18 protein-coding genes are annotated in these 24863 nt (G+C 71.6%); 16 read left to right on the top strand and 2 right to left on the bottom strand.

Features of this window, described 5'->3' with window-relative positions; genetic code table 11:
* The first annotated feature begins 91 nt into the window (after positions 1 to 91).
* Positions 92 to 1018, top strand: coding sequence for a LysR family transcriptional regulator (locus tag I2501_RS07415; protein WP_196193074.1), 927 nt, complete (start codon positions 92 to 94; stop codon positions 1016 to 1018).
* Positions 1019 to 1122: 104 nt separating this feature from the next.
* Here I2501_RS07415 and I2501_RS07410 read toward each other — a convergent pair whose 3' ends face one another.
* Positions 1123 to 1440: a WhiB family transcriptional regulator gene (locus I2501_RS07410; RefSeq protein WP_196193073.1), complete on the bottom strand. Its 318-nt coding sequence runs from the start codon at positions 1438 to 1440 to the stop codon at positions 1123 to 1125.
* Between the two features lie 466 nt (positions 1441 to 1906).
* Here I2501_RS07410 and I2501_RS07405 point away from each other — a divergent pair, with 466 nt between their 5' ends.
* From I2501_RS07405 to I2501_RS07365, 9 genes are all read left to right on the top strand, one after another.
* Positions 1907 to 2518 (top strand): response regulator transcription factor, encoded by a 612-nt coding sequence (locus tag I2501_RS07405; RefSeq protein WP_030251459.1) that lies wholly within the window; start codon positions 1907 to 1909, stop codon positions 2516 to 2518.
* A gap of 194 nt (positions 2519 to 2712) precedes the next feature.
* Positions 2713 to 3339, top strand: coding sequence for a sigma-70 family RNA polymerase sigma factor (locus I2501_RS07400; RefSeq protein ID WP_328806261.1), 627 nt, complete (start codon positions 2713 to 2715; stop codon positions 3337 to 3339).
* A 409-nt stretch (positions 3340 to 3748) separates the two neighbouring features.
* Positions 3749 to 5251, top strand: coding sequence for an IMP dehydrogenase (guaB, locus tag I2501_RS07395; protein ID WP_196193071.1), 1503 nt, complete (start codon positions 3749 to 3751; stop codon positions 5249 to 5251).
* A gap of 111 nt (positions 5252 to 5362) precedes the next feature.
* A complete protein-coding gene (locus I2501_RS07390; RefSeq protein WP_196193070.1) occupies positions 5363 to 6475 on the top strand; it encodes a GuaB3 family IMP dehydrogenase-related protein in 1113 nt (370 codons plus the stop codon).
* A 274-nt stretch (positions 6476 to 6749) separates the two neighbouring features.
* The gene (locus I2501_RS07385) at positions 6750 to 8459 is read left to right on the top strand and encodes a glycerol-3-phosphate dehydrogenase/oxidase (protein WP_196193069.1); all 1710 of its coding nucleotides are present in this window, start codon (positions 6750 to 6752) and stop codon (positions 8457 to 8459) included.
* A gap of 112 nt (positions 8460 to 8571) precedes the next feature.
* Complete coding sequence (locus I2501_RS07380; RefSeq protein ID WP_196193068.1) at positions 8572 to 10305, top strand: serine/threonine-protein kinase; 1734 nt, start codon at positions 8572 to 8574, stop codon at positions 10303 to 10305.
* Positions 10306 to 10309: 4 nt separating this feature from the next.
* A complete protein-coding gene (locus I2501_RS07375; RefSeq protein ID WP_196193067.1) occupies positions 10310 to 11488 on the top strand; it encodes a protein kinase family protein in 1179 nt (392 codons plus the stop codon).
* Positions 11489 to 11770: 282 nt separating this feature from the next.
* On the top strand, positions 11771 to 13618 hold the full coding sequence (locus I2501_RS39080; protein WP_328806260.1) for a serine/threonine-protein kinase: 1848 nt from the start codon (positions 11771 to 11773) through the stop codon (positions 13616 to 13618).
* 73 nt (positions 13619 to 13691) lie between these two features.
* Positions 13692 to 15113 carry a dihydrolipoyl dehydrogenase family protein gene (locus I2501_RS07365; protein WP_196193066.1) on the top strand — a complete coding sequence of 474 codons (1422 nt, stop codon included), beginning with the start codon at positions 13692 to 13694 and terminating at the stop codon, positions 15111 to 15113.
* A gap of 63 nt (positions 15114 to 15176) precedes the next feature.
* On the opposite strand, the gene I2501_RS07360 is transcribed toward I2501_RS07365, so the two are convergent.
* A complete protein-coding gene (locus tag I2501_RS07360) occupies positions 15177 to 16160 on the bottom strand; it encodes a hypothetical protein (RefSeq protein WP_196193065.1) in 984 nt (327 codons plus the stop codon).
* A gap of 193 nt (positions 16161 to 16353) precedes the next feature.
* Here I2501_RS07360 and I2501_RS07355 point away from each other — a divergent pair, with 193 nt between their 5' ends.
* The 6 genes from I2501_RS07355 to I2501_RS07330 all read left to right on the top strand — a co-directional run bounded on the left by I2501_RS07355 (position 16354) and on the right by I2501_RS07330 (position 24836).
* The gene (locus I2501_RS07355; RefSeq protein ID WP_196193064.1) at positions 16354 to 17976 is read left to right on the top strand and encodes a succinic semialdehyde dehydrogenase; all 1623 of its coding nucleotides are present in this window, start codon (positions 16354 to 16356) and stop codon (positions 17974 to 17976) included.
* 107 nt (positions 17977 to 18083) lie between these two features.
* On the top strand, positions 18084 to 19907 hold the full coding sequence (locus I2501_RS07350; protein ID WP_196193063.1) for a GMC family oxidoreductase N-terminal domain-containing protein: 1824 nt from the start codon (positions 18084 to 18086) through the stop codon (positions 19905 to 19907).
* Positions 19908 to 19998: 91 nt separating this feature from the next.
* On the top strand, positions 19999 to 20664 hold the full coding sequence (locus I2501_RS07345) for a TMEM175 family protein (RefSeq protein ID WP_196193062.1): 666 nt from the start codon (positions 19999 to 20001) through the stop codon (positions 20662 to 20664).
* A 1047-nt stretch (positions 20665 to 21711) separates the two neighbouring features.
* Positions 21712 to 22077: a chorismate mutase gene (locus I2501_RS07340; RefSeq protein WP_196193061.1), complete on the top strand. Its 366-nt coding sequence runs from the start codon at positions 21712 to 21714 to the stop codon at positions 22075 to 22077.
* A gap of 129 nt (positions 22078 to 22206) precedes the next feature.
* Positions 22207 to 23802 (top strand): glutamine-hydrolyzing GMP synthase, encoded by a 1596-nt coding sequence (gene guaA, locus I2501_RS07335; RefSeq protein ID WP_196193060.1) that lies wholly within the window; start codon positions 22207 to 22209, stop codon positions 23800 to 23802.
* Positions 23803 to 24038: 236 nt separating this feature from the next.
* On the top strand, positions 24039 to 24836 hold the full coding sequence (locus tag I2501_RS07330; RefSeq protein WP_215909390.1) for a class II aldolase/adducin family protein: 798 nt from the start codon (positions 24039 to 24041) through the stop codon (positions 24834 to 24836).
* Positions 24837 to 24863: the final 27 nt, after the last annotated feature.

The raw sequence follows: 24863 nt of genomic DNA, 5'->3' as shown, positions 1-24863 counted from the left end.
ACCCGCATGCCGGTGGCTTGTCGCGCAGTTCCCCGTGCCCCTGGAGGTGCAACGTCCCGTCTGCCTTTGGTGCGCGCCTATCCTTGAGCGCGTGATTGAGGCCCGTCATCTCCGCGTCCTGCGTGCCGTCGCCCGTCAGGGCTCCTTCTCCGCTGCCGCGCGTGAGCTCGGGCTGACGCAGCCCGCGATCAGTCAGCAGATGAAGGCGCTGGAGAAGTCCGTCGGCACCCCGCTCGTCGTCCGCGTGGGACGAGGCGTCGCGCTGAGCGAAGCCGGCGAGGTGCTCGCCACGCACGCCGCAGGCATCCTCGCCGGGCTGACCGCCGCCGAGGACGAGCTGGCCAACATCGCCGGGCTCCGGGCCGGCCGCGTGCGGCTGGTGTCGTTCCCCACCGCGAGCGCCACGCTCGTGCCCCCGGCCGTCGCCGCGCTGCGCGCCGACTCGCCCGGGGTGCGGGTCTCGCTGACCGAGGCCGAGGCGCCGACGTCGATCGGCATGCTGCGGGCCGCCGAGTGCGAGGTCGTGCTCGCGTTCCGCTACCCCTCCTCGCCGGCGGACAACAGCGCCGAGGAGTGGAGCGACCTCGCGGTGACCCACCTGCGCGACGACCCGATGGTCGCCCTGCTGCCGACGACCCATCCGCTCGCGGCAAGCGGCGGCGGGAACGGGAGCGCGGGCGACGGCGGCGAGCTGGACCTCTCCGCGCTGGCGGAGGAGCCGTGGATCGCCGGGTGTCCGCAGTGTCGCGGACACCTCGTGGACCTCTGTGAGGTCGCGGGCTTCACCCCGCGGATCGACTTCGCCACCGACGACTACCCGGCCGTGCTGGGACTGGTCGCCGCCGGCGTCGGCGTGGCCGTGCTGCCGCGCCTCGCGCTGGCCGCGACACGCGCGGACGGCGTGGCTGTTCTGCCGCTCGGCTCGGGCGTCGCCCGCGAGATCGTTGCGCTGACGCTGCCGGACCTGGAGCGGGTGCCCGCGGTGTCGTCGATGCTGGAGAAGCTGAAGGGCCTGTGAGGACAGGCCCTTCAGGTCCACGCACGCGGAGCCCCGCGAAGGGGCGCCGAGCCCGTGCAGAAGCGTGCAGAAACGTTACGGCAGAGCCGATGGCCGACCGGGAGTCAGTCGACCGGCAACAGTGACAGCGGATCGGTCGTGCGACGGCGCGCCCGGCCGAGCAGCTCCTCGCGTTCGTCCTCCGTCAGTCCGCCCCACACCCCGTAGGGCTCACGTACTGCCAGCGCGTGTGCCCCGCACTGCGCGCGGACCGGGCACCGCATGCAGACCTCCTTCGCGGACTGCTCGCGCGAGCTGCGCGCCGCGCCGCGCTCGCCCTCCGGGTGGAAGAAGAGTGAGCTGTCCACGCCGCGGCACGCGGCGGAGAGCTGCCAGTCCCACAGGTCTGCGTTCGGGCCAGGAAGCCGTGAGTAGTCGGCCATGGTCGTCATTCCCTTGCGTGGTGCTAGCGGTTCAGTACGAACTGATGGAAATATGACTCATGCAGATCTAACGGACAAGAGGCCATCAGCGTGGCACAACGTGCCGAAAACCATTAAATCCCATGAAAACGGACTAACGGGACGAAGGGAAGGGGGTGCGTGTCCTGCATGCGGGTGCACTCGTTGGGCCTAACGGCAAGCCCGACGAGGCGCGCGGGCGTCGTACGAGCGGCGCATTTTGCGCCGGTGCGCACCGCGAGGTGGATGATCCGTAGCGGGTCGACCACGTAGAGTGGTGGAGGCTGCTGCCAGGCCGTAACTCATTTGGGTGACGGTCGTTGGGAGTGCGGAGGCGGCAAACGGCACGGGCGTCGGGGAAGACGCCGGTACACCGGAGGCCGTGCCGGTGACGATTCGTACCAGCCAGGAGGCTCAGCGTGACGCTCATCAGCTGCGGAGGCGGGTCATGACATCCGTTCTCGTCTGTGACGATTCCCCGCTCGCCAGGGAGGCGCTCCGGCGCGCGGTGGCCACGGTCCCCGGTGTCGACCGGGTCACCACGGCCACCAACGGTGAGGAGGTCCTCCGCCGTTGGGTCGCGGACCGCTCCGATCTCGTGCTGATGGACGTGCGCATGCCCGGCCTCGGCGGTGTGGAGACCGTCCGCCGGCTGCTCTCTGCGGACCCGGGCGCCCGCATCATCATGCTCACCGTCGCCGAGGACCTCGACGGCGTCGCCCTGGCGGTCGCTGCCGGCGCCCGCGGGTACCTGCACAAGGACGCGTCCCGCGCCGAACTGCGTGCCACGGTCACCCAGGCGCTGGCCGACCCGACCTGGCGGCTGGCCCCCCGTCGCCTCCGCTGCGCGGAGATGGGCGCGGCCCCGACGCTGACGGCTCGTGAGATCCAGGTGCTGGAGGGCATGAGTCATGGCCGCAGCAACGCCGAGATCGGGCGCGAGCTCTTCCTCTCCGAGGACACCGTCAAGACGCACGCCCGCCGCCTCTTCAAGAAGCTCGGCGCGTCCGACCGCGCGCACGCGGTCGCGCTCGGTTTCCGCTGGGGCCTCGTCCGCTGATCCCCTCGTCGGGAGCTGTTTGGCTGCCGGGTGGGAGGCGGCGTGGCCCACTTCCCACCCGAGGGCGCACCATGGGGGTGTAGCGCGAAGTCGGGCCGGGCGGGGATGGTGGCGTGGACGTGGCGGATAACGTTCCGATGCACAAGTCTGGGTGCGGTGTCACGTTTTCGTCCATGACCAGGCACCATGGACCAGTGCGTGACGACGAGGCGAGCCCCGTGAGCGGGCCTGGCGTGCCCATCGGGTCGCTCGTGGTGCACGCGGTGGGTGGGGATCCGGAAGCGGTGGACGCCCTGCTCGCGCAGGTGCACCCGCTGGTGCTGCGGTACTGCCGCGCCCGGCTGGTCAGACTGCCGGGCAACGCGAGACACCATGTGGACGATGTGGCGCAGGAGGTCTGCCTGGCCGTCCTGTGCGCGCTGCCCCGCTATCGCGACGAGGGACGCCCGTTCGAGGCGTTCGTCTACGGCATCGCGGCACACAAGATCGCCGACCTGCAGCGCGCGGCGATGCGCGGCGGGCCCGCGCAGAGCGTCCCGCTCGGGGAGGAACTCCCCGACACGCCGGACGACGCGCTCGGTCCGGAGGAGCGGGCGCTGCTGAGCAGCGATGCCGCGTGGATGCGCGAGCTTCTGGCGCTGCTGCCGGAGCGTCAGCGCGAGCTGGTCATCCTGCGGATCGCCGCGGGGTTCAGCGCGGAGGAGACGGGCGAGCTGCTCGGCATGTCGCCGGGGGCGGTCCGGGTGGCCCAACACCGTGCGCTGTCGCGCCTGCGCGCGCTCGCCGAGGGCGAGGGCGGGCCGGAAGGCCTGTCGGCCTGACCTGAAATTTCTGCAGACAGGGACGTTGCAACACCTCAGGGGCGCGGGGCTCTGCAGATGTGCGGCTCCGCCGCGTAGGCGCGACGAGCCACCCACGCAGGTAGAGCACGGAGCGTGCAGGGCCATCCGCACAGGGTGGTTTCTCGCGCCCACGCGGCGGAGCCGCACATCAGCAGAGCCCCGCGCCCCTGAGGTAGTGCAACTGGATGATCATCCGAAGGTGCGGGAATGTGACCGCTACCTCAGTTGTTCCGGATGCACAAGAGGGTCTCTGGGGGCCCGGTAGAATTAGTCAACGGTGCCGAGCTGCCCACCACTGCGGCCCCCGTAGGCGCCGTGTCGCGTCGGGCGGGTGCGGCCACCAGCTTCCCGTCCAGGAGATCCACGGATCCACTTCGGGAAGGGTGTCATGTCTTACAACGCAGCTGGGGTCCCCGAGAAGTTCGGCATGCTCGGGCTCACCTACGACGATGTGCTGCTGCTGCCAGGCCCCTCCGAGGTCCTGCCCAATGCCGTGGACACTTCCTCGCGCGTGTCGCGCAATGTGCGGGTGAACATCCCGCTGCTGTCCGCCGCCATGGACAAGGTCACCGAGGCGCGGATGGCCATCGCCATGGCCCGTCAGGGCGGCGTCGGCGTGCTGCACCGCAACCTGTCCGTCGAGGACCAGGTGAACCAGGTCGACCTGGTCAAGCGCTCCGAGTCCGGCATGGTCACCGACCCGATCACGGTCTCTCCGGAGGCGACCCTCGCGGACGCGGACGCGCTCTGCGCAAAGTTCCGCATCTCCGGTGTCCCGGTCACCGACCCCGAGGGTCGTCTGCTGGGCATCGTCACCAACCGTGACATGGCCTTCGAGACCGACCGCAGCCGTCAGGTGCGCGAGGTCATGACGCCGATGCCGCTGATCACCGGCCAGGTGGGCATCTCCGGCGTCGACGCGATGGCGCTGCTGCGCCGTCACAAGATCGAGAAGCTGCCGCTCGTCGACGAGCAGGGCAAGCTCAAGGGCCTGATCACGGTCAAGGACTTCGTCAAGGCCGAGCAGTACCCGGGCGCCGCCAAGGACTCCGAGGGCCGTCTGATCGTCGGTGCCGCGGTCGGCGCGTCCGCCGAGGCGCTGGACCGGGCCATCGCGCTGGCCGAGGCCGGTGCGGACTTCATCGTCGTGGACACCTCGCACGGCCACAACCGCAACGCCCTCAACTGGATGGCGAAGATCAAGTCGTCCGTCAAGGCCGACGTGATCGGCGGCAACGTCGCCACCCGTGACGGCGCGCAGGCGCTGATCGACGCCGGTTGCGACGGCATCAAGGTCGGCATCGGCCCGGGTTCCATCTGCACCACCCGCGTGGTCGCCGGTGTCGGCGTCCCGCAGGTCACCGCGATCTACGAGGCCGCCGTCGCGGCCGACGCCGCGGGCGTGCCGCTGATCGGTGACGGTGGTCTGCAGTACTCCGGCGACATCGGCAAGGCCCTGGCCGCCGGAGCCGACACCGTCATGCTGGGCAGCCTGCTGGCCGGCTGCGAGGAGTCGCCGGGCGAGCTGCTCTTCATCAACGGCAAGCAGTACAAGTCCTACCGCGGCATGGGCTCGCTGGGCGCGATGCAGTCGCGTGGCCAGGCCAAGTCCTACTCCAAGGACCGCTACTTCCAGGGCGACGTCACCTCCGACGAGAAGCTGATCGCCGAGGGCATCGAGGGCCAGGTCGCCTACCGCGGCCCGGTCGGCTCGGTCATCTACCAGCTGGTCGGCGGTCTGCGTCAGTCCATGGGCTACGTGGGCGCGGAGACGGTGGACGCGATGAAGCGCGACGCGCGCTTCGTCCGGATCACCTCCGCCGGTCTGAAGGAGAGCCACCCGCACGACATCCAGATGACGGTCGAGGCGCCGAACTACTCGTCCAACTAGTCGCGCATCGATCTGTTCGTCTCACGGAGGGGCCGCCGAGCGCGGCCCCTCCGCCGTTGTGCGAGATACTGACCCTGGCAGTCGCTGAGCACAACCGAGGGAGCAGTTCAGGTGACCGAGATCGAGATCGGGCGGGGCAAGCGGGGCCGGCGGGCGTACGCCTTCGACGACATCGCGGTCGTCCCGAGCCGTCGCACGCGGGACCCCAAGGAGGTCTCGATCGCGTGGCAGATCGACGCCTACCGCTTCGAGCTGCCGTTCCTGGCCGCCCCGATGGACTCGGTCGTCTCGCCGGAGCAGGCCATCGCCTTCGGTCGCCTCGGCGGCCTCGGCGTGCTGAACCTCGAGGGCCTGTGGACCCGTTACGAGGACCCGCGCCCGCTGCTGCAGGAGATCACCGAGGTCAAGGACGAGGCGCTGGCCACCCGTCGCCTCCAGGAGATCTACCGCGAGCCGATCAAGGCCGAGCTGATCACGCAGCGCCTCAAGGAGATCCGCGACTCCGGCGTCGTCACCGCCGCCGCGCTGTCGCCGCAGCGGACCGCCGAGTTCTCCAAGGTCGTGGTGGACGCGGGCGTCGACATCTTCGTCATCCGGGGCACGACGGTCTCCGCCGAGCACGTCTCCAGCGCTGCCGAGCCGCTGAACCTCAAGCAGTTCATCTACGAGCTCGACGTCCCGGTCATCGTCGGCGGCTGCGCGACCTACACCGCCGCGCTGCACCTGATGCGGACCGGCGCGGCCGGTGTCCTCGTCGGCTTCGGCGGCGGCGCGGCGCACACCACCCGCGCGGTGCTGGGCATCCAGGTCCCGATGGCCACGGCCGTCGCGGACGTCGCGGCGGCGCGCCGCGACTACATGGACGAGTCCGGCGGTCGCTACGTCCACGTCATCGCGGACGGCGGCGTGGGCTTCTCCGGCGACCTCTCCAAGGCGATCGCCTGCGGCGCGGACGCCGTCATGATCGGCGCGGCGCTGGCGCGCGCGAACGACGCGCCGGGCAAGGGCTTCCACTGGGGCAGCGAGGCGGTCCACGAGGAGCTTCCCCGCGGCAAGCGGGTCAACTTGGGCACCGTCGGCACCACCGAGGAGATCCTGCTCGGCCCCTCGCACACGCCGGACGGCACCATGAACCTCTTCGGCGCGCTGCGCCGCGCGATGGCGACCACGGGCTACTCGGAACTCAAGGAGTTCCAGCGCGTCGAGGTCACCGTCGCCCGGTAGGCCTTTTGCACGAGGGGACGTTGCACTTCCCAAGGGGCGCGGGGAACTGCGCGACAAGCCACCCACGACAGATGGTCCTCAACGGACAGGGCCATCCGCACGGGGTGGCTTGTCGCGCCCACGCGGCGGAGCCGCACATCAGCAGAGCCCCGCGCCCCTGACGTTTGCAACGTCCCGGCGCACTGAGCGTTCCGCCAACTGACTCCGTGCCGTCGAGCAGATCCCGCCGTGGGTTTCGTACTGTGGATCAGGCGAGCCGATGAGCGGAGGCGTCATGCGGAGCATCAAGCTGGGTCCCGAGGAGCGCGCGGAGGCGCTCGCGCGGATGGGGGAGCGCGAGCTCGACGTGCTGGTGGTCGGCGGCGGCGTCGTCGGCGCCGGGACCGCGTTGGACGCGGCGACGCGCGGCCTGGTCACCGGGCTGGTCGAGGCGCGTGACTGGGCGTCCGGCACGTCCTCGCGTTCCAGCAAGCTGATCCACGGCGGCCTGCGGTACCTGGAGATGCTCGACTTCGCCCTGGTCAAGGAGGCGCTCCAGGAGCGCGGCCTGCTGCTGGACCGCCTCGCGCCGCACCTGGTCAAGCCGGTGCCGTTCCTCTACCCGCTGCAGGGGCGCGGCTGGGAGCGCCCGTACGTCGGCTCGGGCGTCGCGCTCTACGACGCGATGTCGGTGTCCAGCGGCCACGGCCGGGGGCTGCCGGTGCACCGTCACCTGACGCGGCGACAGGCGCTGCGCCAGGCACCGGCGCTGCGCAAGGACGCGCTGGTCGGCGCGGTGCAGTACTACGACGCGCAGGTGGACGACGCGCGGCTGGTGACCATGCTGGTGCGCACCGCCGCGTCCTACGGCGCGCTTCCGGCGAACCGGGCGCGGGTGGTCGGGTTCCTGCGCGAGGGCGAGCGCGTGGTCGGCGCGCGGGTCCACGATCTGGAGACGGGCGGGCAGTTCGAGATCCGGGCCCGGCAGATCGTCAACGCGACCGGCGTGTGGACGGACCAGACCCAGGCGATGGTCGGCGAGCGCGGCCAGTTCCACGTCCGCGCCTCGAAGGGCATCCACCTGGTGGTGCCGCGCGACCGGATCCACTCCGCGACCGGTCTGATCCTGCGCACCGAGAAGAGCGTGCTCTTCGTCATCCCGTGGGGCCGCCACTGGATCGTCGGCACCACCGACACCGAGTGGACCCTCGACAAGGACCACCCCGCCGCCAGCAGCGCCGACATCGAGTACCTGCTGGAGCACGTCAACTCGGTGCTGGCCATGCCGCTCACGCGCGAGGACGTCGAGGGCGTCTACGCGGGCCTGCGGCCGCTGCTGGCCGGGGAGTCGGACGCGACGTCGAAGCTCAGCCGTGAGCACGTGGTGCAGCATGCGGCGCCGGGGCTGGTCGTGGTGGCCGGAGGAAAGTACACGACGTACCGGGTGATGGCCGAGGACGCCGTCAACGAGGTGGTGCACGGCCTGGACCAACGCGTGTCGCCGTGCATCACGGACACCGTCCCGCTGGCGGGCGCGGAGGGGTACCGTGCGCTGTGGAACGCGCGCGCCGAGCTGGCGCGGCGCAGCGGACTGCACGTGGCACGGGTCGAGCATCTGCTCAACCGCTACGGCTCGCTGACGGAGGAGTTGTTGGAGCTGGTGCTCGCCGATCCGGGGCTCGGCGAGCCGCTGAGCGGCGCGGACGACTACCTGCGCGCCGAGGTCGTCTACGCGGCGCGGGCGGAGGGCGCCCGGCACCTCGACGACGTGTTGGCGCGTCGCACCCGGATCTCGATCGAGACCTTCGACCGGGGGACGGCGGTGATGGCCGAGGTGGCCGAGCTGATGGCCCCTGAACTGGGTTGGGACGCGGCGCAGATCGAGAAGGAGATCGAGCACTATCGGGTCCGCGTGGAGGCGGAGCGGGAGTCCCAGGAGCAGCCCGACGATCTGGCGGCGGACGCGGCGCGGCTGGGCGCGCCGGACATCGTGCCGCTGAAGTGAGGACGTCGAGCGGCAACTCCGGGCTTTGCCCTTCCGAGCCCGGGGTGAAAGGCCCGTGCGCGTCACGGGATGATGGCGTGCGACAGGAACCACGCGGAGGGGACGGAAACGGATGAGCGGCGAGCAAGACCCGCAGGCCGGCAGGGTCCTCGCGGGGCGGTACCGGTTGACGGCCGTACTCGGTCAGGGCGGGATGGGCACCGTGTGGCGGGCCGAGGACGAGTTCCTCGGCCGGGACGTCGCGGTCAAGGAGCTGCGTTTCGCCTCCGACGTCGACGACGAGGAGCGCAGGCGGCTCGTCTCGCGGACGTTGACCGAGGCCAAGGCCATCGCCCGGATCCGGCACACCGGCGCGGTCACCGTCTACGACGTGGTCGAGGAGGACGGTCGGCCGTGGATCGTGATGGAGCTGGTCGAGTCCCGGTCGCTGAGTGAGGTGATCCAGACCGACGGCGTGCTGCCGCCGCAGCGTGCCGCGGAGGTCGCGCTGGAGCTGCTGGGTGTGCTCAAGGAGGCGCACCGGGTCGGGATCCTGCACCGGGACGTCAAGCCGTCCAACGTGCTGATCGGCCACGACGGTCGGGTCGTGCTGACCGACTTCGGCATCGCCCGCGTCGAGGGCGACCCGTCGGTCACCTCGACGGGGATGCTGGTCGGCGCGCCGTCGTACATCTCGCCGGAGCGGGCGCGGGGCGGGACGCCGGGGCCGCCTGCGGACATGTGGTCGCTCGGGGCGACGATCTTCGCGATGGTGGAGGGAACTCCGCCCTACGACAAGGGGTCGGCGCTGTCCACGCTGACCGCGGTGATGACGGACCCGGTGCCGCCGATGCCGCACGGCGAGTTGCTGGAACCGGTCATCAGGGGGTTGCTGAGCAAGGACCCGCGTCAGCGGCTGGACGCGTCGACGTCGCAGGCGATGCTGCGCGGGGTGGTCGGCGAGTACGAGCGCCGGGCCCGGGCGACGAACTTCGCCGCCGCCGGGCCGGACGCGCCGACGCAGGTGGTGCCGGAGCCGGAGCGGACGCGGGTGCAGCCGTCCGTCGGGTCGGGACCGGGCGCGCAGACGCAGGCGGAGGCGTCGGGGCGGGAGCCCGCGACGGCGACGATGCAGTTGGGCGGTGGCGGTAGTAACGGCGGCGGACCGGCGGCCCGACGGAGCACGGGCTGGGCGGGGGGTCGGCAGCGGGCGCTGCTGATCGGTGGGATCGTGCTGGCGGCCGTGCTGCTGATCACCGCCGCCGTCGCCAGCATGCGTGACAACTCCGGTGGGAGCGGCAGTGGTTCCGGGTCCGGTGCCACCGGCGCTGCGACGCCGGGACGTTCGGGCAGTGCCACGCAGACGCCGACGGCCGGCGGCTCCGGGACCGGCGACGGCACCAGCACCGGCACGGCGCGTCCGACGGCTGCCGACTACCACCAGGTGGCCGGGCCGGGCGGCTCGCACCTGCAGATCCCCGACGGCTGGCGGCTGGTGAGCGAGAGCGCGTCGTCGGTCAAGTACAGCGGTCCGGCCGGGACGCTGCAGGTCGACTTCAGCGCGCATCCGCAGTCCGACGGCGCGTTGGCGGCGTGGCAGAAGGAAGAGCCGGGCGTGGCCGCCCAGCTGACGGACTATCACCTGATCCGGCTGGACCAGGTCAGCTACCGGGGTTGGGACGCCGCGGACTGGGAGTGGAGCTACCAGTCCGGGTCGACGGTGCGTCAGTCCCTGAACCGCGGCTTCGTCGTGGACGCGCACCACGCCTACGCCCTCTACTGGACCGCTCCGTTGGCGAGCTGGACCGACGGCCGCAGCGGGCAGCTGCTGGCCCGTTTCTTCGACACTTTCCAGCCGGGGGGCTGAACCGATGGCCAGGGCGTCCACCGGGCGGTTGCTCGCCGAGCGCTACCAGCTCACCGAGCGTCGCCGAGGCGCCGCGGTCGAGGCGATGGACCTGCGCAGTGGCGCACCGGTCCTGCTCGAAGCCGTGCCGCTGCCCGAACTGGTGCGCCCGTTCGACCAGTTGACGGAGCCGGAAGGCGAGCGGCCGGGCGGCGACGTGGACGAGAACGACGTCGCCACGCTCGCGCTCACGCAGGCGAACGCCGTGGCGCAGGCGGTGGGCGACCATCCACGGCTGAACCAGGTCTTCCAGGCCTTCGCCGAGAGCGGCTACCTCTGGACGGTCGGCGAGAGCGTCGCCGGCGTGACGCTGGCGCAGCTGCTGGAGGCCGGCCCGCTCACCCCCTACCGGGCGGCGGAGCTGGTCCACGACGTCGCGACCGGGCTGGAGGCCGTGCACCGGGCCGGGATCGTGCACGGAAACGTCACAGCACTCTCGGTGACCGTCTGCGAGGACGGCACCGCGCTGCTGGGCGGGCTGGCGGTCTCCGCCGCGCAGGAGGCGCTCTGCGGCGGTCCCGGGGCCGCGCAGGCGGGCGCGGGCGTGCCGACGGCGCTGTGGAGCCCGGCCCGGGTGCGGGCCAGGGACGCGCGCTCGGTCGTCGTCGGCCCGGTGGCCGAGCGTTGGGCGCCCGAGCAGCTCGGCGTCGTGGACGGGACGGGCGTCCCGGTCGGCCCGGCGGCGGACGTGTGGGCGCTGGGCGTGCTGCTCTACCGGGCCTGCACCGGGATGGCGCCGTTCCCCGAAGGGGACGCGGAGCAGCTCTTCTACGCGGTGCGGGCGGGAGTCCTGCCGGATCCGCGCTCGGCCGGTCCGGTCTGGCCGCTGGTCGTGCGGCTGCTCGACGCCGACCCGAACCGGCGACCGGGGCTGGGCGCGGTCCGCGTGGCCCTGCGCAGGCTGCTCCAGCGCGCGCCCGAACCGCTGACCGGCGCAACGGAGTTCAGGCTGGAGCTGCCGCCCTCAAGTCGAGCGGGCACAGCGGCCCGGCTGCCGGTCCAGCGCCCCCCGGCGGAGGTCGCCGAGAGGCACCACCACGCGGCTCCCCGGCGGGGGACGGTGCTGCTGGGGCCGCTGCTGGTCGGTGGGATTATCCTGGTGACCCTGCTCGCACTGGTGCTCGTCTCGATGCTGGCGCGTTGATGCGCCGCTGAGGTCTACTGAGGCGCGCGGGCGGGTCGGACGAGGTTGTCCGGCGGCCGATTCGGGGGATACGGGGACGCCTTCGGGACAGCGCGAGGGATCTTGTCCCGAATCCTCGGTGACAGCCGCGCTACGTGGGGTGTGCGGGAGCGTCACATCCCGGTCTCAAGGCATCGCCTGGGGCCGCCGGAGGGTCCGGGCACGGGATAAGGTGCGCCGTACCGCGGTTCCTGCCGCGGGCACCGGGTGTACGGCAGGACAAGCGGGATGAGGGGGCTCACGGTGGGCACGGAGACCGACCGCGTGTTGGCGGGCAGATACCTGCTCGGCGCGCGCCTCGGACGCGGCGGCATGGGCACCGTGTGGCGTGCCACCGACCAGATGCTGGACCGCGAGGTCGCGGTCAAGGAGCTCTCCGTCGGCCACCTCGCCGAGGAGGACCTCCAGATCGTCCAGTCGCGGATGAAGCAGGAGGCCCGCGCCGCCGCGCGGATCAAGCACCCCGGCGTGATCACCATCCACGACGTCCTGGAGCAGGACGGCAAGCCGTGGATCGTGATGGAGCTGATCGACGGCCGGTCGCTGTCCGAGCTGGTCGAGCAGGAGGGCGTGGTCGACCCGCGCGAGGCCGCCAGGATCGGCGCGCAGGTGCTGTCCGCGCTGGACCGAGGCCACCAGCTCGGCGTGATCCACCGCGACGTGAAGCCCGCCAACGTGCTGCTGGAGCGCGCCACCGGTCGCGTGGTGCTGACCGACTTCGGCATCGCGACCTTCGTCGGCGACTCCGCGCTGACCCGCACCGGCGACCTGGTCGGCTCGCCCGACTACCTGGCCCCCGAGCGCGTCCACGGCGGTCGTCCAGGGCCCGAGTCGGACCTGTGGGCGCTCGGCGCGACGCTTTACGCCGCCGTCGAGGGCGAGTCGCCGTTCCGCCGGGAGTCGCCGCTGACGACGCTGGCCGCGGTCGTCACCGACCCGCTGCCGGAGCCGCGCAACGCCGGGGCGCTGGCGCCGGTGCTGCGCGCGCTGATGGCCAAGGAGCCGCAGGACCGCCCGCCCGCGTCCGACGTGCTGCGGATGCTGGAGAGCGTGGCAGCCGGCCACACCACGAACATCACCCTGGGCCCGAGCCCGCTGCGCACCCCGACCCAGTCCGTTCCGGCCGTCGACCGGCTGGAACCGGCCGAGAACGACGGCAGCTTCGGGGGCACGTTCGACGGGCTGCACGACGGCCCGTACGAGGACGGTCACGCGCCGACCGCGCTCGGCACCGTCGTCAGCCCGGCCGTGGGCGAGCCCACGGCCGTGGTGACGGGCCCGGGCGGCACCACCGGTGGCGGGAAGGGCGGCGGGAAGGGCCGGATCAGCGGGCCGACCGGCCCGACGGCCCGCGTCCCGGCCCAGGGGAACCCGCTGGGGACGCCGACGACGTCCCCGAAGCCGGGAACCGGTTCCGGCGACCCGACCGCCGTCGTGCGCCGGAAGGCGCGACGCGGCCGTGCCTGGGCCTGGCTGCTGGTCGCGGCGATCGTCGCGGGCGGCGCGGGCGCGGGCGTCACGTACCTGCTGCGCCACCACACCAGCGGGTCGGGGACCGGCGACGGGACCGCCACGTCGCCCGCCTCGCCGTCGGCGTCCCCCTCGCCGGTGGTCGGGCCCGGGTACGTCCTGACCACCGACACCACCGACCCGCAGGGCCACTTCTCCTTCGGCATGCCCGACGACCCGAAGCAGCCCTGGTCCAAGGACGCGAGCGGCGGCCCGGGCCGGATCGACTACACCCCGGACCAGGGTGAGCACCTGATCCGCTTCGGCGTCACGGTCGCGAACCCGCTCACGCCGTTCCAGCAGGCGGAGAACATCCGGGACCAGGTGAAGACCCACGACAAGACGTTCCAGGAGATCAGCCTCGGGCAGAACACCTACCAGGGCCGACCGGGGGCGCAGTTGGCGTTCTACTACACCGACGCCAAGACGGGCGAGCACCGCGAGGAGCTGGAGCAGTTCTGGAAGGCGGCGGACGGGACCGAGTACGACTTCCTCGTCTCCTACCCGCAGACGGACTGGGACAACGGCTACAACCGGTTCGAAGAGGTCATGGCGACGTTCACCGCGCTCGGGGCCCAGTAGGACGGTACCGTGGTGTGAACACCGTGGTGTGAACCCAGCCGTTCCCTGAAGTTCACCTTTCGGGAGGCACGTCATGCCCGCTTCGGCGCGTGAGACACCGGACGTGGTCGTCATCGGAATGGGCCCCGGAGGTGAGGACGTCGCCGGACGGCTGGCGGACGCCGGGCTGGACGTGGTCGGCGTCGACGAACGGCTGGTGGGCGGCGAGTGCCCCTACTACGGCTGCATCCCCTCCAAGATCATGGTCCGCTCGGCGGACCTGGTCGGTGAGGCGTGGCGGATCCCCGGGATGGCGGGCATCGTCCGGGTTCACCCGGACTTCCACCCGGTCGCGCGGCGGGTCAGGGAAGCCACCCACAACTGGGACGACAAGGCCGCGGTGGACCGCTTCACCGGTCGCGGTGGTCGCTTTCTGCGCGGCACGGCGCGGCTGACCGGACCCGGCGAGGTCACCGTGCTCGGCACCGACGGCCGGGAGACCGTGCTGATGCCCCGTCAGGCCGTGGTGCTGGCAACAGGATCGGAGCCGTCCACGCCGCCCGTCCCCGGCCTCGCGGGCACCCCGTACTGGACCAACCGCGAGCTGATCGAGACCGAGGAACTGCCGGAGTCGCTGCTGGTGCTGGGCGGCGGCGCGATCGGGCTGGAGCTCGGCCAGGCGCTGCAACGCCTGGGCTGCGCGGTCACCGTCGTCGAAGTCGGCCCGCGCCTGCTGGGCCGGGAGGAGCCGGAGTCCTCCGACCTGGTCACCCGGGTGCTGACCGGCGACGGCGTCGCCGTGCACACCGGGACCGAGCTGGCCTCGGTCGAGTACCGCGACGGGCGGTTCCAGTTGATCTGCCGCCGCGGTGAACGCCTCAGCGGCGAACGGCTGTTGGTCGCGACCGGCCGCCGGGTGCCGATGGACAGGATCGGCGCGGGCGTGCTCGGCATCCCGTCGGACGCGCGGGTGGTGCCCATCGACGAACGCTGCCGCGTGGTGGGGACGCCGGGAGTATGGCCGGTCGAGGGCTGGCCGGTCGGGGTCTGGGCGATCGGCGACATCACCGGCAAGGGCGCGTTCACGCACATGTCGATGTACCAGGCAGACATCACCGTCCGCGCCATCCTCGGCCAGGGCGGCGCGCCCGCCCGCTACCACGCGGTCCCGCGCGTGACCTTCACCGATCCCGAGATCGGCGCGGTCGGCCTGACCGAGGCCGACGCCCGCGCCCAGGGCCTTCCGGTCCGCGCCGCCGTCACCGAGCTGGCCGCCTCCAGCCGCGGCTACATCCACGGCGCGAACGGCAACGCGGGCTTCATCAAGCTCGTGGCGTCGGGCGACACCCTCGTCGGGGCGACCTCCGCCGGCCCGTCCGGCGGCGAGCTCCTCGGGTTGCTCTCGCTCGCCGTCTCCGCGCGCATCCCGCTGAGCGAGCTGGCGGCGACGATCTGGGCCTATCCCACCTTCCACCGCGCGGTGGGCACGGCGGTCGCGGAGCTGGTGCAGTCCTGATCGCGTCGAACGCGGTGAACTCGTCGAACTCGGTGAAGTCGTCGAACTGGTTGAACTCGGCTGTCAGCGCTGGCGGGTGAGGGCGGTCACCGCGAAGGCGGCCATCCGCTGCGCCGCCGCGACCGACGCCGGGTTGTGCACGCCCGGGGCGCTGCCGGACGGACCGGCGATGACGTAGTAGGTGAAGTGCCCGACCACGCCGTGGGCCAGGGCGCAGGGGGTCTTGTCCTGGCAGAAGTTCGGTATGCCGGGCCCGCGCAGCGGCTCTATGTGGCCGACGTAGGCCGCGTTGGCGGCCTGCGCCGCCGCCGCGTCCGGGAAGACGGCCACGCCGACGCTGACGGCCTGGTTGCCCCCGACCCAGGTGGCGCGGAGCATCTGGCTGCAGCGGTTGGGCGCGAGCGCGTTGCCGAGGTGTCCGGTGCTGGCCTCCCAGCACGGGCTCTTCTCGTCCGTCAGTTTCCTGACGTAGACCTGCTTGCCGACGGCGAGCTTCTGCGCGTAGAGCACCGCGCCCGCGTTCAGCGGCGGCCAGGCGGGAGGCTGGGCCGTGACGGTCGGCTTGGCGGACGCGGAGGCCGAGGGCCGGGCGGACATCGACGCACCGGTCGACGCGGTGGCCGACACCGATGCCGCGCCGCTCGCGCCGGCGCTCGCGGCCCCGTTCGCTCCGCTCGCGTTCGCCGAGGTGGGGCCGCCGACCGTGGCCACGGCCGCCACGACGCCGCCGACCACGGCGATCCCCAGCACGCCGCCGATCACCGCGAGGCGGCGCCTGCGCTTCTGCTGGGTCTCGTTGGCCTCGGCCATCGCCTGCCAGTCCGGCTGCGCTCCGCCGCCGAAGCCGCCCGGCTCGAAGCCCCCGGGCTGGAAACCGCCGGGCTGGTAACCGCCGGACTGGAAGCCCCCGGATTGGAAGCCCCCGGGCCGGAAACCGCCGCCTGCGGGCGGGTAGCCGCCCTCACGGCCACCGCCGTACCCGTTGTCGTACCCGCCGTAGTCGGGTGTCGGCTCGTCGTCGCGATCGCGCGGCTGAAAGAGCGACATCGCCCCGCCCCTCTCGTTGGTCGCGGGCATGCTAACTCACCGGCGTGCGACGCGGTGGGCCCGCCAAGGCCCGTGAAGGCTCGCCTCGTGTGCGAACGGCCCGTGTGCGGACCTTCGAAAGATTGCTCGGTGGCAGACATATTTCTGTTACTGATGGGTATCGCAACCGGAGGAAAACGCCTACGCTTCCGGCATGACTGACATCAGCACCGACAGCAGCACTGCCGTCGCAGGCAACCCGGTGGCCACTCCCGGCGCGCGGAGCGTCGCCGACGCGGTGCCGGAGGAGCTGGTCAAGCGGCTGGTCGGCGCGGTCGTGACCGGGTCCGAGCCGACCATCGCCACCTCGCGCTGCCCGTTCACGGGCGACGTCCTCGCCGAGATCCCCGAGTCCTCGCCCGCCGACGTGGCCTCGGCGTTCGTCCGGGCCCGCGCCGCGCAGAAGGACTGGGTCCAGAAGCCGGTCCGCGAGCGCGCCGCGGTCCTGCTGCGCTTCCACGACCTGGTGCTGAAGCACAAGGACGAGCTGCTCGACCTGATCCAGGTGGAGACCGGCAAGACCCGCGCCCACGCCTTCGAGGAGGTGCTCGCCTCCGCGATCGAGGCGCGCCACTACGGACGGGCCGGCGCCAAGTACCTCAAGCCGCGCCGTCGTGGCGGGGTCTTCCCCGTACTCACGCAGGTGCTGGAGCTGCGGCAGCCCAAGGGCGTCATCGGGCAGATCTCGCCGTGGAACTACCCGCTGGCGCTGTTCACCGGCGACGCCGTCCCCGCGTTCGTCGCGGGCAACGCGGTCGTCACCAAGCCCGACACGCAGACCGCGCTCACCGCGCTGCGCGCCCGCGAGCTGATGATCGAGGCCGGACTGCCGGGCGAGCTCTGGCAGATCGTCATCGGCGACGGCCCCGTCGTCGGCCCCGAGGTGGTCGCCCACGCCGACTACGTCTCCTTCACCGGCTCCACCCGCACCGGCCGCGACGTCGCGACCCGCGCCGCCGCCCGCCTGATCGGCGCGTCGATGGAGCTGGGCGGCAAGAACGCGATGCTGGTCCTTGCCGACGCCGACCTGGACAAGGCCGCCGAGGGCGCGGTCCGCGCCTGCTTCTCCTCCGCCGGGCAGCTGTGCATCTCCATCGAGCGGATGTACGTCGCCTCGTCGATCGCCGACGCGTTCCTTGAGAAGTTCGTCGCCCGGACCAAGGCGCTCAAGCTCGGCAACAGCCTCTCCTGGGGCGCCGACATGGGCTCGCTGGTCTCGCAGCGCCAGCTCGACACGGTCACCCGCCACATCGAGGACGCGGTCAAGAACGGCGTCACCGTGCTGGCCGGCGGCAAGCCGCGACCGGACATCGGCCCGCTCTTCTACGAGCCGACCATCCTCGACGGCGTCACCGACGAGAGCGCGGTCTGCGGCGAGGAGACCTTCGGGCCGGTTGTCTCGATCTACCGGTTCGACGACGAGGACGAGGCGATCAACCGGGCCAACGGCACCGCCTACGGCCTCAACTCCAGCGTGTGGAGCAAGGATCTGCGTCGCGCCCGCTCGGTCGCGGCCCGGTTGCACACCGGCACGGTCAACGTCAACGAGGGCTACGCGCCCGCGTACGCGAGCGTCGCCGCGCCGATGGGCGGCATGGGCGACTCCGGCATCGGCCGCCGCCACGGCGCGGAGGGCATCTGGAAGTACACCGAGGTGCAGACCGTCGCGGTGCAGCGCCTGATCCAGATGACGCCGTCCTTCGGGATGGACGACGAGGGCTACGCCAAGCTCATGGGCAAGGCCCTCGGCACGCTCAAGGCCTTGCGGTTCAAGTGACCTGACGCCCTTTCGAGGGTTCAGCTCGCAGCACGGCAGACAGAACGAACGAACAGTCAGCGGAGTCAGCGGAGTCGGCGGAGTCGGCGGAAGGCAGGGCGCGTCAGATGAGTTCCGAGGTGCAGGCGGACGGAGCGCCGGAGCAGCCGGTCGCGGACCAGGGCTACGACTACGACGTCGTGATCGTCGGCTCCGGGTTCGGCGGATCGGTCTCCGCGCTGCGGCTGACCGAGAAGGGCTACAAGGTCGCCGTGCTGGAGGCCGGTCGCCGGTTCACCCCCGAGACGCTGCCGAAGACCTCCTGGGACACCAAGAACTACATCTGGGCGCCCGCCCTCGGCCTCTACGGCATCCAGCGCTTCCACGTCCTGGACGACGTGATGGTGCTGGGTGGCTCGGGCGTCGGCGGCGGTTCGCTCAACTACGCCAACACGCTCTACGTTCCGCCGAAGCCGTTCTTCCAGGACCCGCAGTGGAAGGACATCACCGACTGGTCGGACGAGCTCGCGCCCTACTACGACCAGGCGCAGCGGATGCTGGGCGTCCGCAAGAACCCCACCGTCACGCCGTCCGACGTGCACCTGCGCGACGCCGCCGAGAAGCTCGGCTACGGCGACACCTTCCACATGGCCCCGGTCGGCGTCTTCTTCGGCGACGGCCAGGACTGCGGCGGCGCGGGCGCCAAGGTGCAGCCGGGCGACTCGGTCGAGGACCCGTACTTCGGCGGCGCCGGACCGCGCCGCAAGGCGTGCACCGAGTGCGGCGAGTGCATGACCGGCTGCCGTCACGGCGCCAAGAACACGCTCACCGAGAACTACCTCTACCTCGCCGAGAAGAACGGCGCGGAGATCATCCCGATGACCACGGTCACCGCGATCCGGGTCGACGGCGAGGGCTACGCCGTCGACACGCGCCGCACCGACTCGCGGTCCAAGAACCCGGCCAGGAACGGGTTCCGCAGCATCCGGGCGCAGAAGGTCGTCGTCTCGGCGGGCACCTACGGCACCCAGAAGCTGCTGCACCGACTGCGCGACGAGGGCGTGCTGCCGCAGATCTCGGCCAGCCTCGGCCGGCTGACCCGCACCAACTCCGAGGCGCTGGTGGGCGCGATGACCACCGACAAGCGCTACGGCAAGCGCGTCGACTTCACCAAGGGCGTCGCGATCACCTCCTCGGTGCACCCCGACGAGCACACCCACATCGAGCCGGTCCGCTACGGCAAGGGCTCCAACGCGATGAGCCTGATGACGACCATTCAGGTTCCGGGCGAGGGGCGGGCACCGCGGCTGCTGCGCGCGGTCGGCCTCTCGCTCAAGCGGCCGGACCTGGTCGTGCGGGCGATGAACAAGCGCCGCTGGTCGGAGCGGACCATCATCGGGCTGGTCATGCAGTCGCTGGACAACTCGATCAACGTCACCCGCCGCAAGAGCGGGCCGCTCAAGGGCCAGTTGAGCTCCGGACAGGGCCACGGCGCGCCCAACCCGAAGTTCATCCCGGCCGCCGAGCAGGCCGCGGGCGCGATCGCGAGCGAGATCGGCGGCTTCCCGGGCACCAACGTCGGCGACCTGATGGGCCGGACGCTCACCGCGCACTTCCTGGGCGGCTGCGTGATCGGCGACTCGCCCGAGCACGGCGTCGTCGACCCGTACCAGCGCCTCTACGGCTACCCGGGCATCACCGTCGCGGACGGCTCGACCGTCTCGGCCAACCTGGGCGTCAACCCCTCCCTGACGATCACCGCGCAGACCGAGCGGGCCATGGCGCTCTGGCCCAACAAGGGCGACGCGGACCCGCGTCCGGCCCAGGACGAGGCCTACCGCCGCGTCGAGCCGGTCGCCCCGCAGCGCCCCGCCGTCCCGGAGTCCGCGTTCGGCGCGCTGCGGCTCCCGCTGCTGGCGGTGCCTCAGGTCCCGCCGCGCAAGGCGGAGTAGCTCAGCGGACGTCGGCGGACGTCGGCAGGCGTCGGCAGGCGTCGCTGCGAACGGGCCGTCCACCGCGACCCGCTCCGGTAGGTTGCACCGCGTGGACAGTGCGGGACGCAGCGAGTCGGGGCGGGTCGAGGCATTCAGCGACGGGGTCTTCGCGATCGCGATCACGCTGCTGGTACTGCAGTTGGCGGTGAACAACCCGGCGCGCGTCACCAGCAGCGGTGCGGCGTGGTCGCAGTTGGGGCACCTCTGGCCCGCCTACGACGCCTATGTGGTGAGCTTCCTGGTCATCGGGATCATGTGGCTCAACCACCACACCGTCTTCGGCTACGTGGCCCGGGTCGACCGCGGCCTGCTGGTGATCAACCTGCTGTTGCTGCTCGTGGTGGCGGCGCTGCCGTTCCCGACCGCGCTGGTCTCCGACTGGCTCAACACACCGGGCGCGAGCACGGTGGCGGTCGCCGTCTTCAGCGGCTTCATGGTCGCCCACGCGGTGACGTTCCAGTCGCTCTGGTGGTGGCTCACCCGGACCGGCCACCTCTTCGACTCCCGGGTCGACATCGCCGCGGCCCGCGCCACCCGCCGCCGCTTCGCGGCCGGGACCGTCGTCTACCCGATCCTGTTGGGTCTGTCGTTCGTCTCGCCGCTGGTGACGATGGTGCTGCACGGGGCGATGGCCCTCTACTACGCCTTCAACCAGCTGCCGATCCCGCTGCGCGCGGACCTGCCGCCGGACGACGAGGCGGTCATCTCCGCCTGAGCCGAAGGTCACCGGGCGACGGGCGGAAAGGCAAGGGGCCCCGCGGGGGAAGACGGGGCCCCTTGCTGCAGCACGCGGCGCCAGGGCTGCGCCGGTGCTGTGGCAACGACGCCGGGGGAGGGCGCCGTCGGTCGGTTGGTCATTTGGTCAGTTGGTCATTTGGCCAGTTCTGGCGGGGGACCGGTGCGGTCGCGTGACCTCGGGGGCGCGCGCGTTTCGCGTGCGCCTGCCGCGTTTCGCGAGAGTCGAGTCGACTACTCAACGTCACGTACCACGGCTGGTAATCGGCCACTCCACGCCCTTGGGGCCAGCAGTCTGCCGACGGTCCCAGGTGCGTCCGGTCCACCCCCTCACCAGCATCGTGGGGGATATGGCCCACTTGGCGCAACCAGTTCGACATACTTTGGGCCACTCGTTTTTCGTCACGCTCCGCAAGGACGGTCAGCGGTAGCACGGAGGTAGCGCAGGGCGCGACGTGCGCCGGGTGGCGCAACGCCACCCCCCGTAGCGCCGCCGTACCGCCTCTGAAAGGCGGGATCGGGGGCGGTCGGCCCAGGGCGTCCCCGAGGCCGACCACCCCTTTCTCCGCAGTCGCAACCGGGCCGCTGTCCCCTGCTGTCCGGTCACAGCGTGGCCGCGAGGTCCCACGGCGTACGCCTCACGGCGCACGCCTCATCGCGTCCACGGACTGGGTGTCACTCCACGCGTGGTCCTGCCTGCCGCACGATCGCCCCCGGAAGGGAGCTGGAGCCGTCCCTGGCGGGGACGCTGCACCCCGTACGGTCATGGGGGACAACGATTCTCCTTGCGGCGGGTCACGCGCTACGCTGTCGACATGTTCCAGATGGCCTACTTCTTTACCTATGGCACCGGAGGCTCCGGTCGCCATGGTGATGCCGTCTGAACTGACGCAGACCCTGAGGGCGCCCCGGGCCGATGGCCCAGGGGCGTCTTTTCGTTTCCCGGGCCACCCGGCTCTCCGGCCCCTCCGACGTCCCGGCTGACCGCACCAGCGGCCAGACACAGAAGAGACAGAGGAGCGCGCAGATGACCCCCAGCTCGACCCCGACCGCCGTGACCCCGAGCGTTGTGACGGCGACGGCTGTCACGCCGACGGCTGTCACCCCGACTGCTGTCCCCGCCGCGACGACCTCGCTCTCGCGGGAGAGCGCCGAGGCCGTGATCGCCGAGGCTCGTGGCCGCATCGACGCGCTCGACGCGCAGATCCTGGACCTCGTCCAGCGCCGGATCACCGTCTCCGCGGAGGTGCAGCAGGCCCGGATCGCGACCGGTGGCCCGCGGCTCTCGCTCACCCGCGAGATGGAGATCCTGGAGCGCTTCCGCGACCGCCTGGGCCGCCCGGGCACCGACATCGCGATGCTGCTGCTGGAACTCTGCCGAGGGCGGGTCTGACCGCGCGGCGGCCCGCTGCGCCGTTCCTGGTGCCTCTGAGCGGCTCCGGGTGGTGTGGGTCGGGGGTCGGTCCCCGTGCCCGTTAGAATGAGGATCGACTCCCCATACCACCCGCCGGAAGGCCGCCCTGTGGCATCAGCGACCCCCGACCCTGCGGACACCGCCGTCGACACCGTTCTCGTCGTCGACTTCGGTGCGCAGTACGCCCAGCTCATCGCGCGTCGCGTCCGCGAGGCCCGCGTCTACAGCGAGATCGTGCCGCACAGCATGCCGGTCTCGGAGATGCTCGCCAAGAACCCCAAGGCGATCATCCTTTCCGGCGGACCCTCCTCCGTCTACGAGGAGGGCGCGCCGACGGTCGACCGGGCGCTGTTCGAGGCCGGCGTGCCGGTCTTCGGCATGTGCTACGGCTTCCAGCTGATGGCGACCACGCTGGGCGGCGTCGTCGACAACAGCGGCGCGCGTGAGTACGGCCGCACCCCGCTGGCGGTCTCGCAGACCGGCTCCACCCTCTTCGAGGGCACCCCGGCCGAGCAGTCCGTGTGGATGTCGCACGGCGACGCCTGCTCCGCCGCGCCGGAGGGCTTCACCGTCTCGGCGTCCACCAGCGTCGTCCCGGTGGCCGCGTTCGAGAACGACGCCAAGCGGCTCTACGGCGTGCAGTACCACCCCGAGGTGATGCACTCCACCCACGGCCAGCAGGTGCTGGAGCACTTCCTCTACCGCGGCGCGGGCCTGGCCCCGACGTGGACCACGCACAACGTGGTCGAGGAGCAGGTCGCGGCGATCCGCGCCCAGGTCGGCACCAAGCGGGCGATCTGCGGCCTGTCCGGCGGCGTCGACTCCGCCGTCGCGGCGGCGCTGGTCCAGCGCGCCATCGGCGACCAGCTGACCTGCGTCTACGTCGACCACGGCCTGATGCGCAAGGGCGAGACCGAGCAGGTCGAGAAGGACTTCGTCGCGGCCACCGGTGTCAAGCTCAAGGTCGTCGACGCGGAGGAGCGCTTCCTCAGCGCGCTCGCCGGGGTCACCGACCCGGAGGAGAAGCGCAAGATCATCGGGCGCGAGTTCATCCGTGTCTTCGAGCAGGCGCAGGCCGAGATCATCGCCGAGGCGGGCGCGTCCGGCGAGCCGGTCGAGTTCCTGGTCCAGGGCACGCTCTACCCGGACGTCGTCGAGTCCGGCGGCGGCTCGGGCACCGCGAACATCAAGTCGCACCACAACGTCGGCGGGCTGCCCGAGGACCTCGAGTTCCAGCTGATCGAGCCGCTGCGCAAGCTGTTCAAGGACGAGGTCCGGATGGTCGGCCAGGAGCTCGGCCTGCCGGAGGAGATCGTCCAGCGTCAGCCCTTCCCGGGCCCGGGCCTCGGCATCCGCATCGTCGGCGAGGTCACCAAGGACCGCCTGGACCTGCTGCGCGACGCCGACGCGATCGCCCGCGCGGAGCTCACGGCCGCCGGCCTGGACCGCGAGATCTGGCAGTGCCCGGTGGTGCTGCTGGCCGACGTCCGCTCCGTCGGCGTCCAGGGCGACGGCCGCACCTACGGCCACCCGATCGTGCTGCGCCCGGTCTCGTCCGAGGACGCGATGACGGCGGACTGGTCCCGCCTGCCGTACGAGGTCCTGGAGAAGATCTCGACGCGCATCACCAACGAGGTCCGCGACGTCAACCGCGTCGTGGTCGACGTGACCAGCAAGCCGCCGGGGACGATCGAGTGGGAGTGAGCAGCTAGGGCATCCGCCCGAGCTTTCCGCTCCCACAGTTAGTTGCACCTTCAGGGGCGCGGGGCTCTGCTGATATGCGGCTCCGCCGCGTGGGCGCGACAATCCACCCACGAGGGATGGTCCTCAATGGACAGGGCCATCCGCACAGGGTCGTTGCTCGCGCAGTTCCCCGCGCCCCTGCTGTGCTTCCTCGCTTGCCTCTGGCGACCGCCGCTACCGCGCGGTAGCTTCCGAACATGACGAACCCACCCCCGCAGCCCGTCCCCATGGACACCCTCCAGTTCGCGCTGCCGCCGAAGTTCGAGACCGTCGAGGCCGAGCGGGCCCATCGCAAAGCGCGGCTGGTGACCGCGCTGCGGCTCTTCGGGAAGTTCGGGTTCGAGGAGGGCGTCGCCGGACACATCACCGCCCGCGACCCCGAGTGGACCGACCACTTCTGGGTCAATCCCTTCGGCATGTCCTTCAAGCAGATCAAGGCCAGCGACCTGCTGCTGGTCAACCACGAGGGACAGGTCGTACACGGCCGCCACCACGTCAACCAGGCCGCCTTCGCCATCCACTCCGAGGTGCACGCCGCCCGCCCCGACGTGGTCGCCGCCGCGCACAGCCACTCCACCCACGGGCGCGCCTTCTCCGCGCTGGGGCAACTGCTCGACCCGATCACCCAGGACGTCTGCGCGTTCTACCAGGACCACGCGCTCTTCGACGACTACACCGGCGTGGTGCTGGACCGGGAGGAGGGACGCCGGATCGGCGCCGCCCTCGGCCCGCACAAGGCGGTGATCCTGCGCAACCACGGTCTGCTGACCGTCGGCGACTCGGTCGACGCCGCAGCCTGGTGGTTCATCACCATGGAGCGCTCCTGCCAGGTGCAGCTGCTGGCTCAGGCCGCCGGCAAGCTGGTGCAGATCGAGCATGAGAACGCCGTCGTCACCCGGGACCAGCTCGGCAACGACCTCGTCGCCTGGATCAACTACCAGCCGCTGGTCGCGGGCCACTCGGACGCGCTGGCCGGTGCGTACGACGAGGACTGATCCTAGGCTGAACCCGCAGGTTCGCCG

The organism is Streptacidiphilus fuscans, assembly GCF_015690355.1.
Lineage (GTDB): Bacteria > Actinomycetota > Actinomycetes > Streptomycetales > Streptomycetaceae > Streptacidiphilus > Streptacidiphilus fuscans.
Note: the sequence above shows the minus strand (reverse complement) of the source record. Positions and strands in the feature narration are given on the sequence as shown.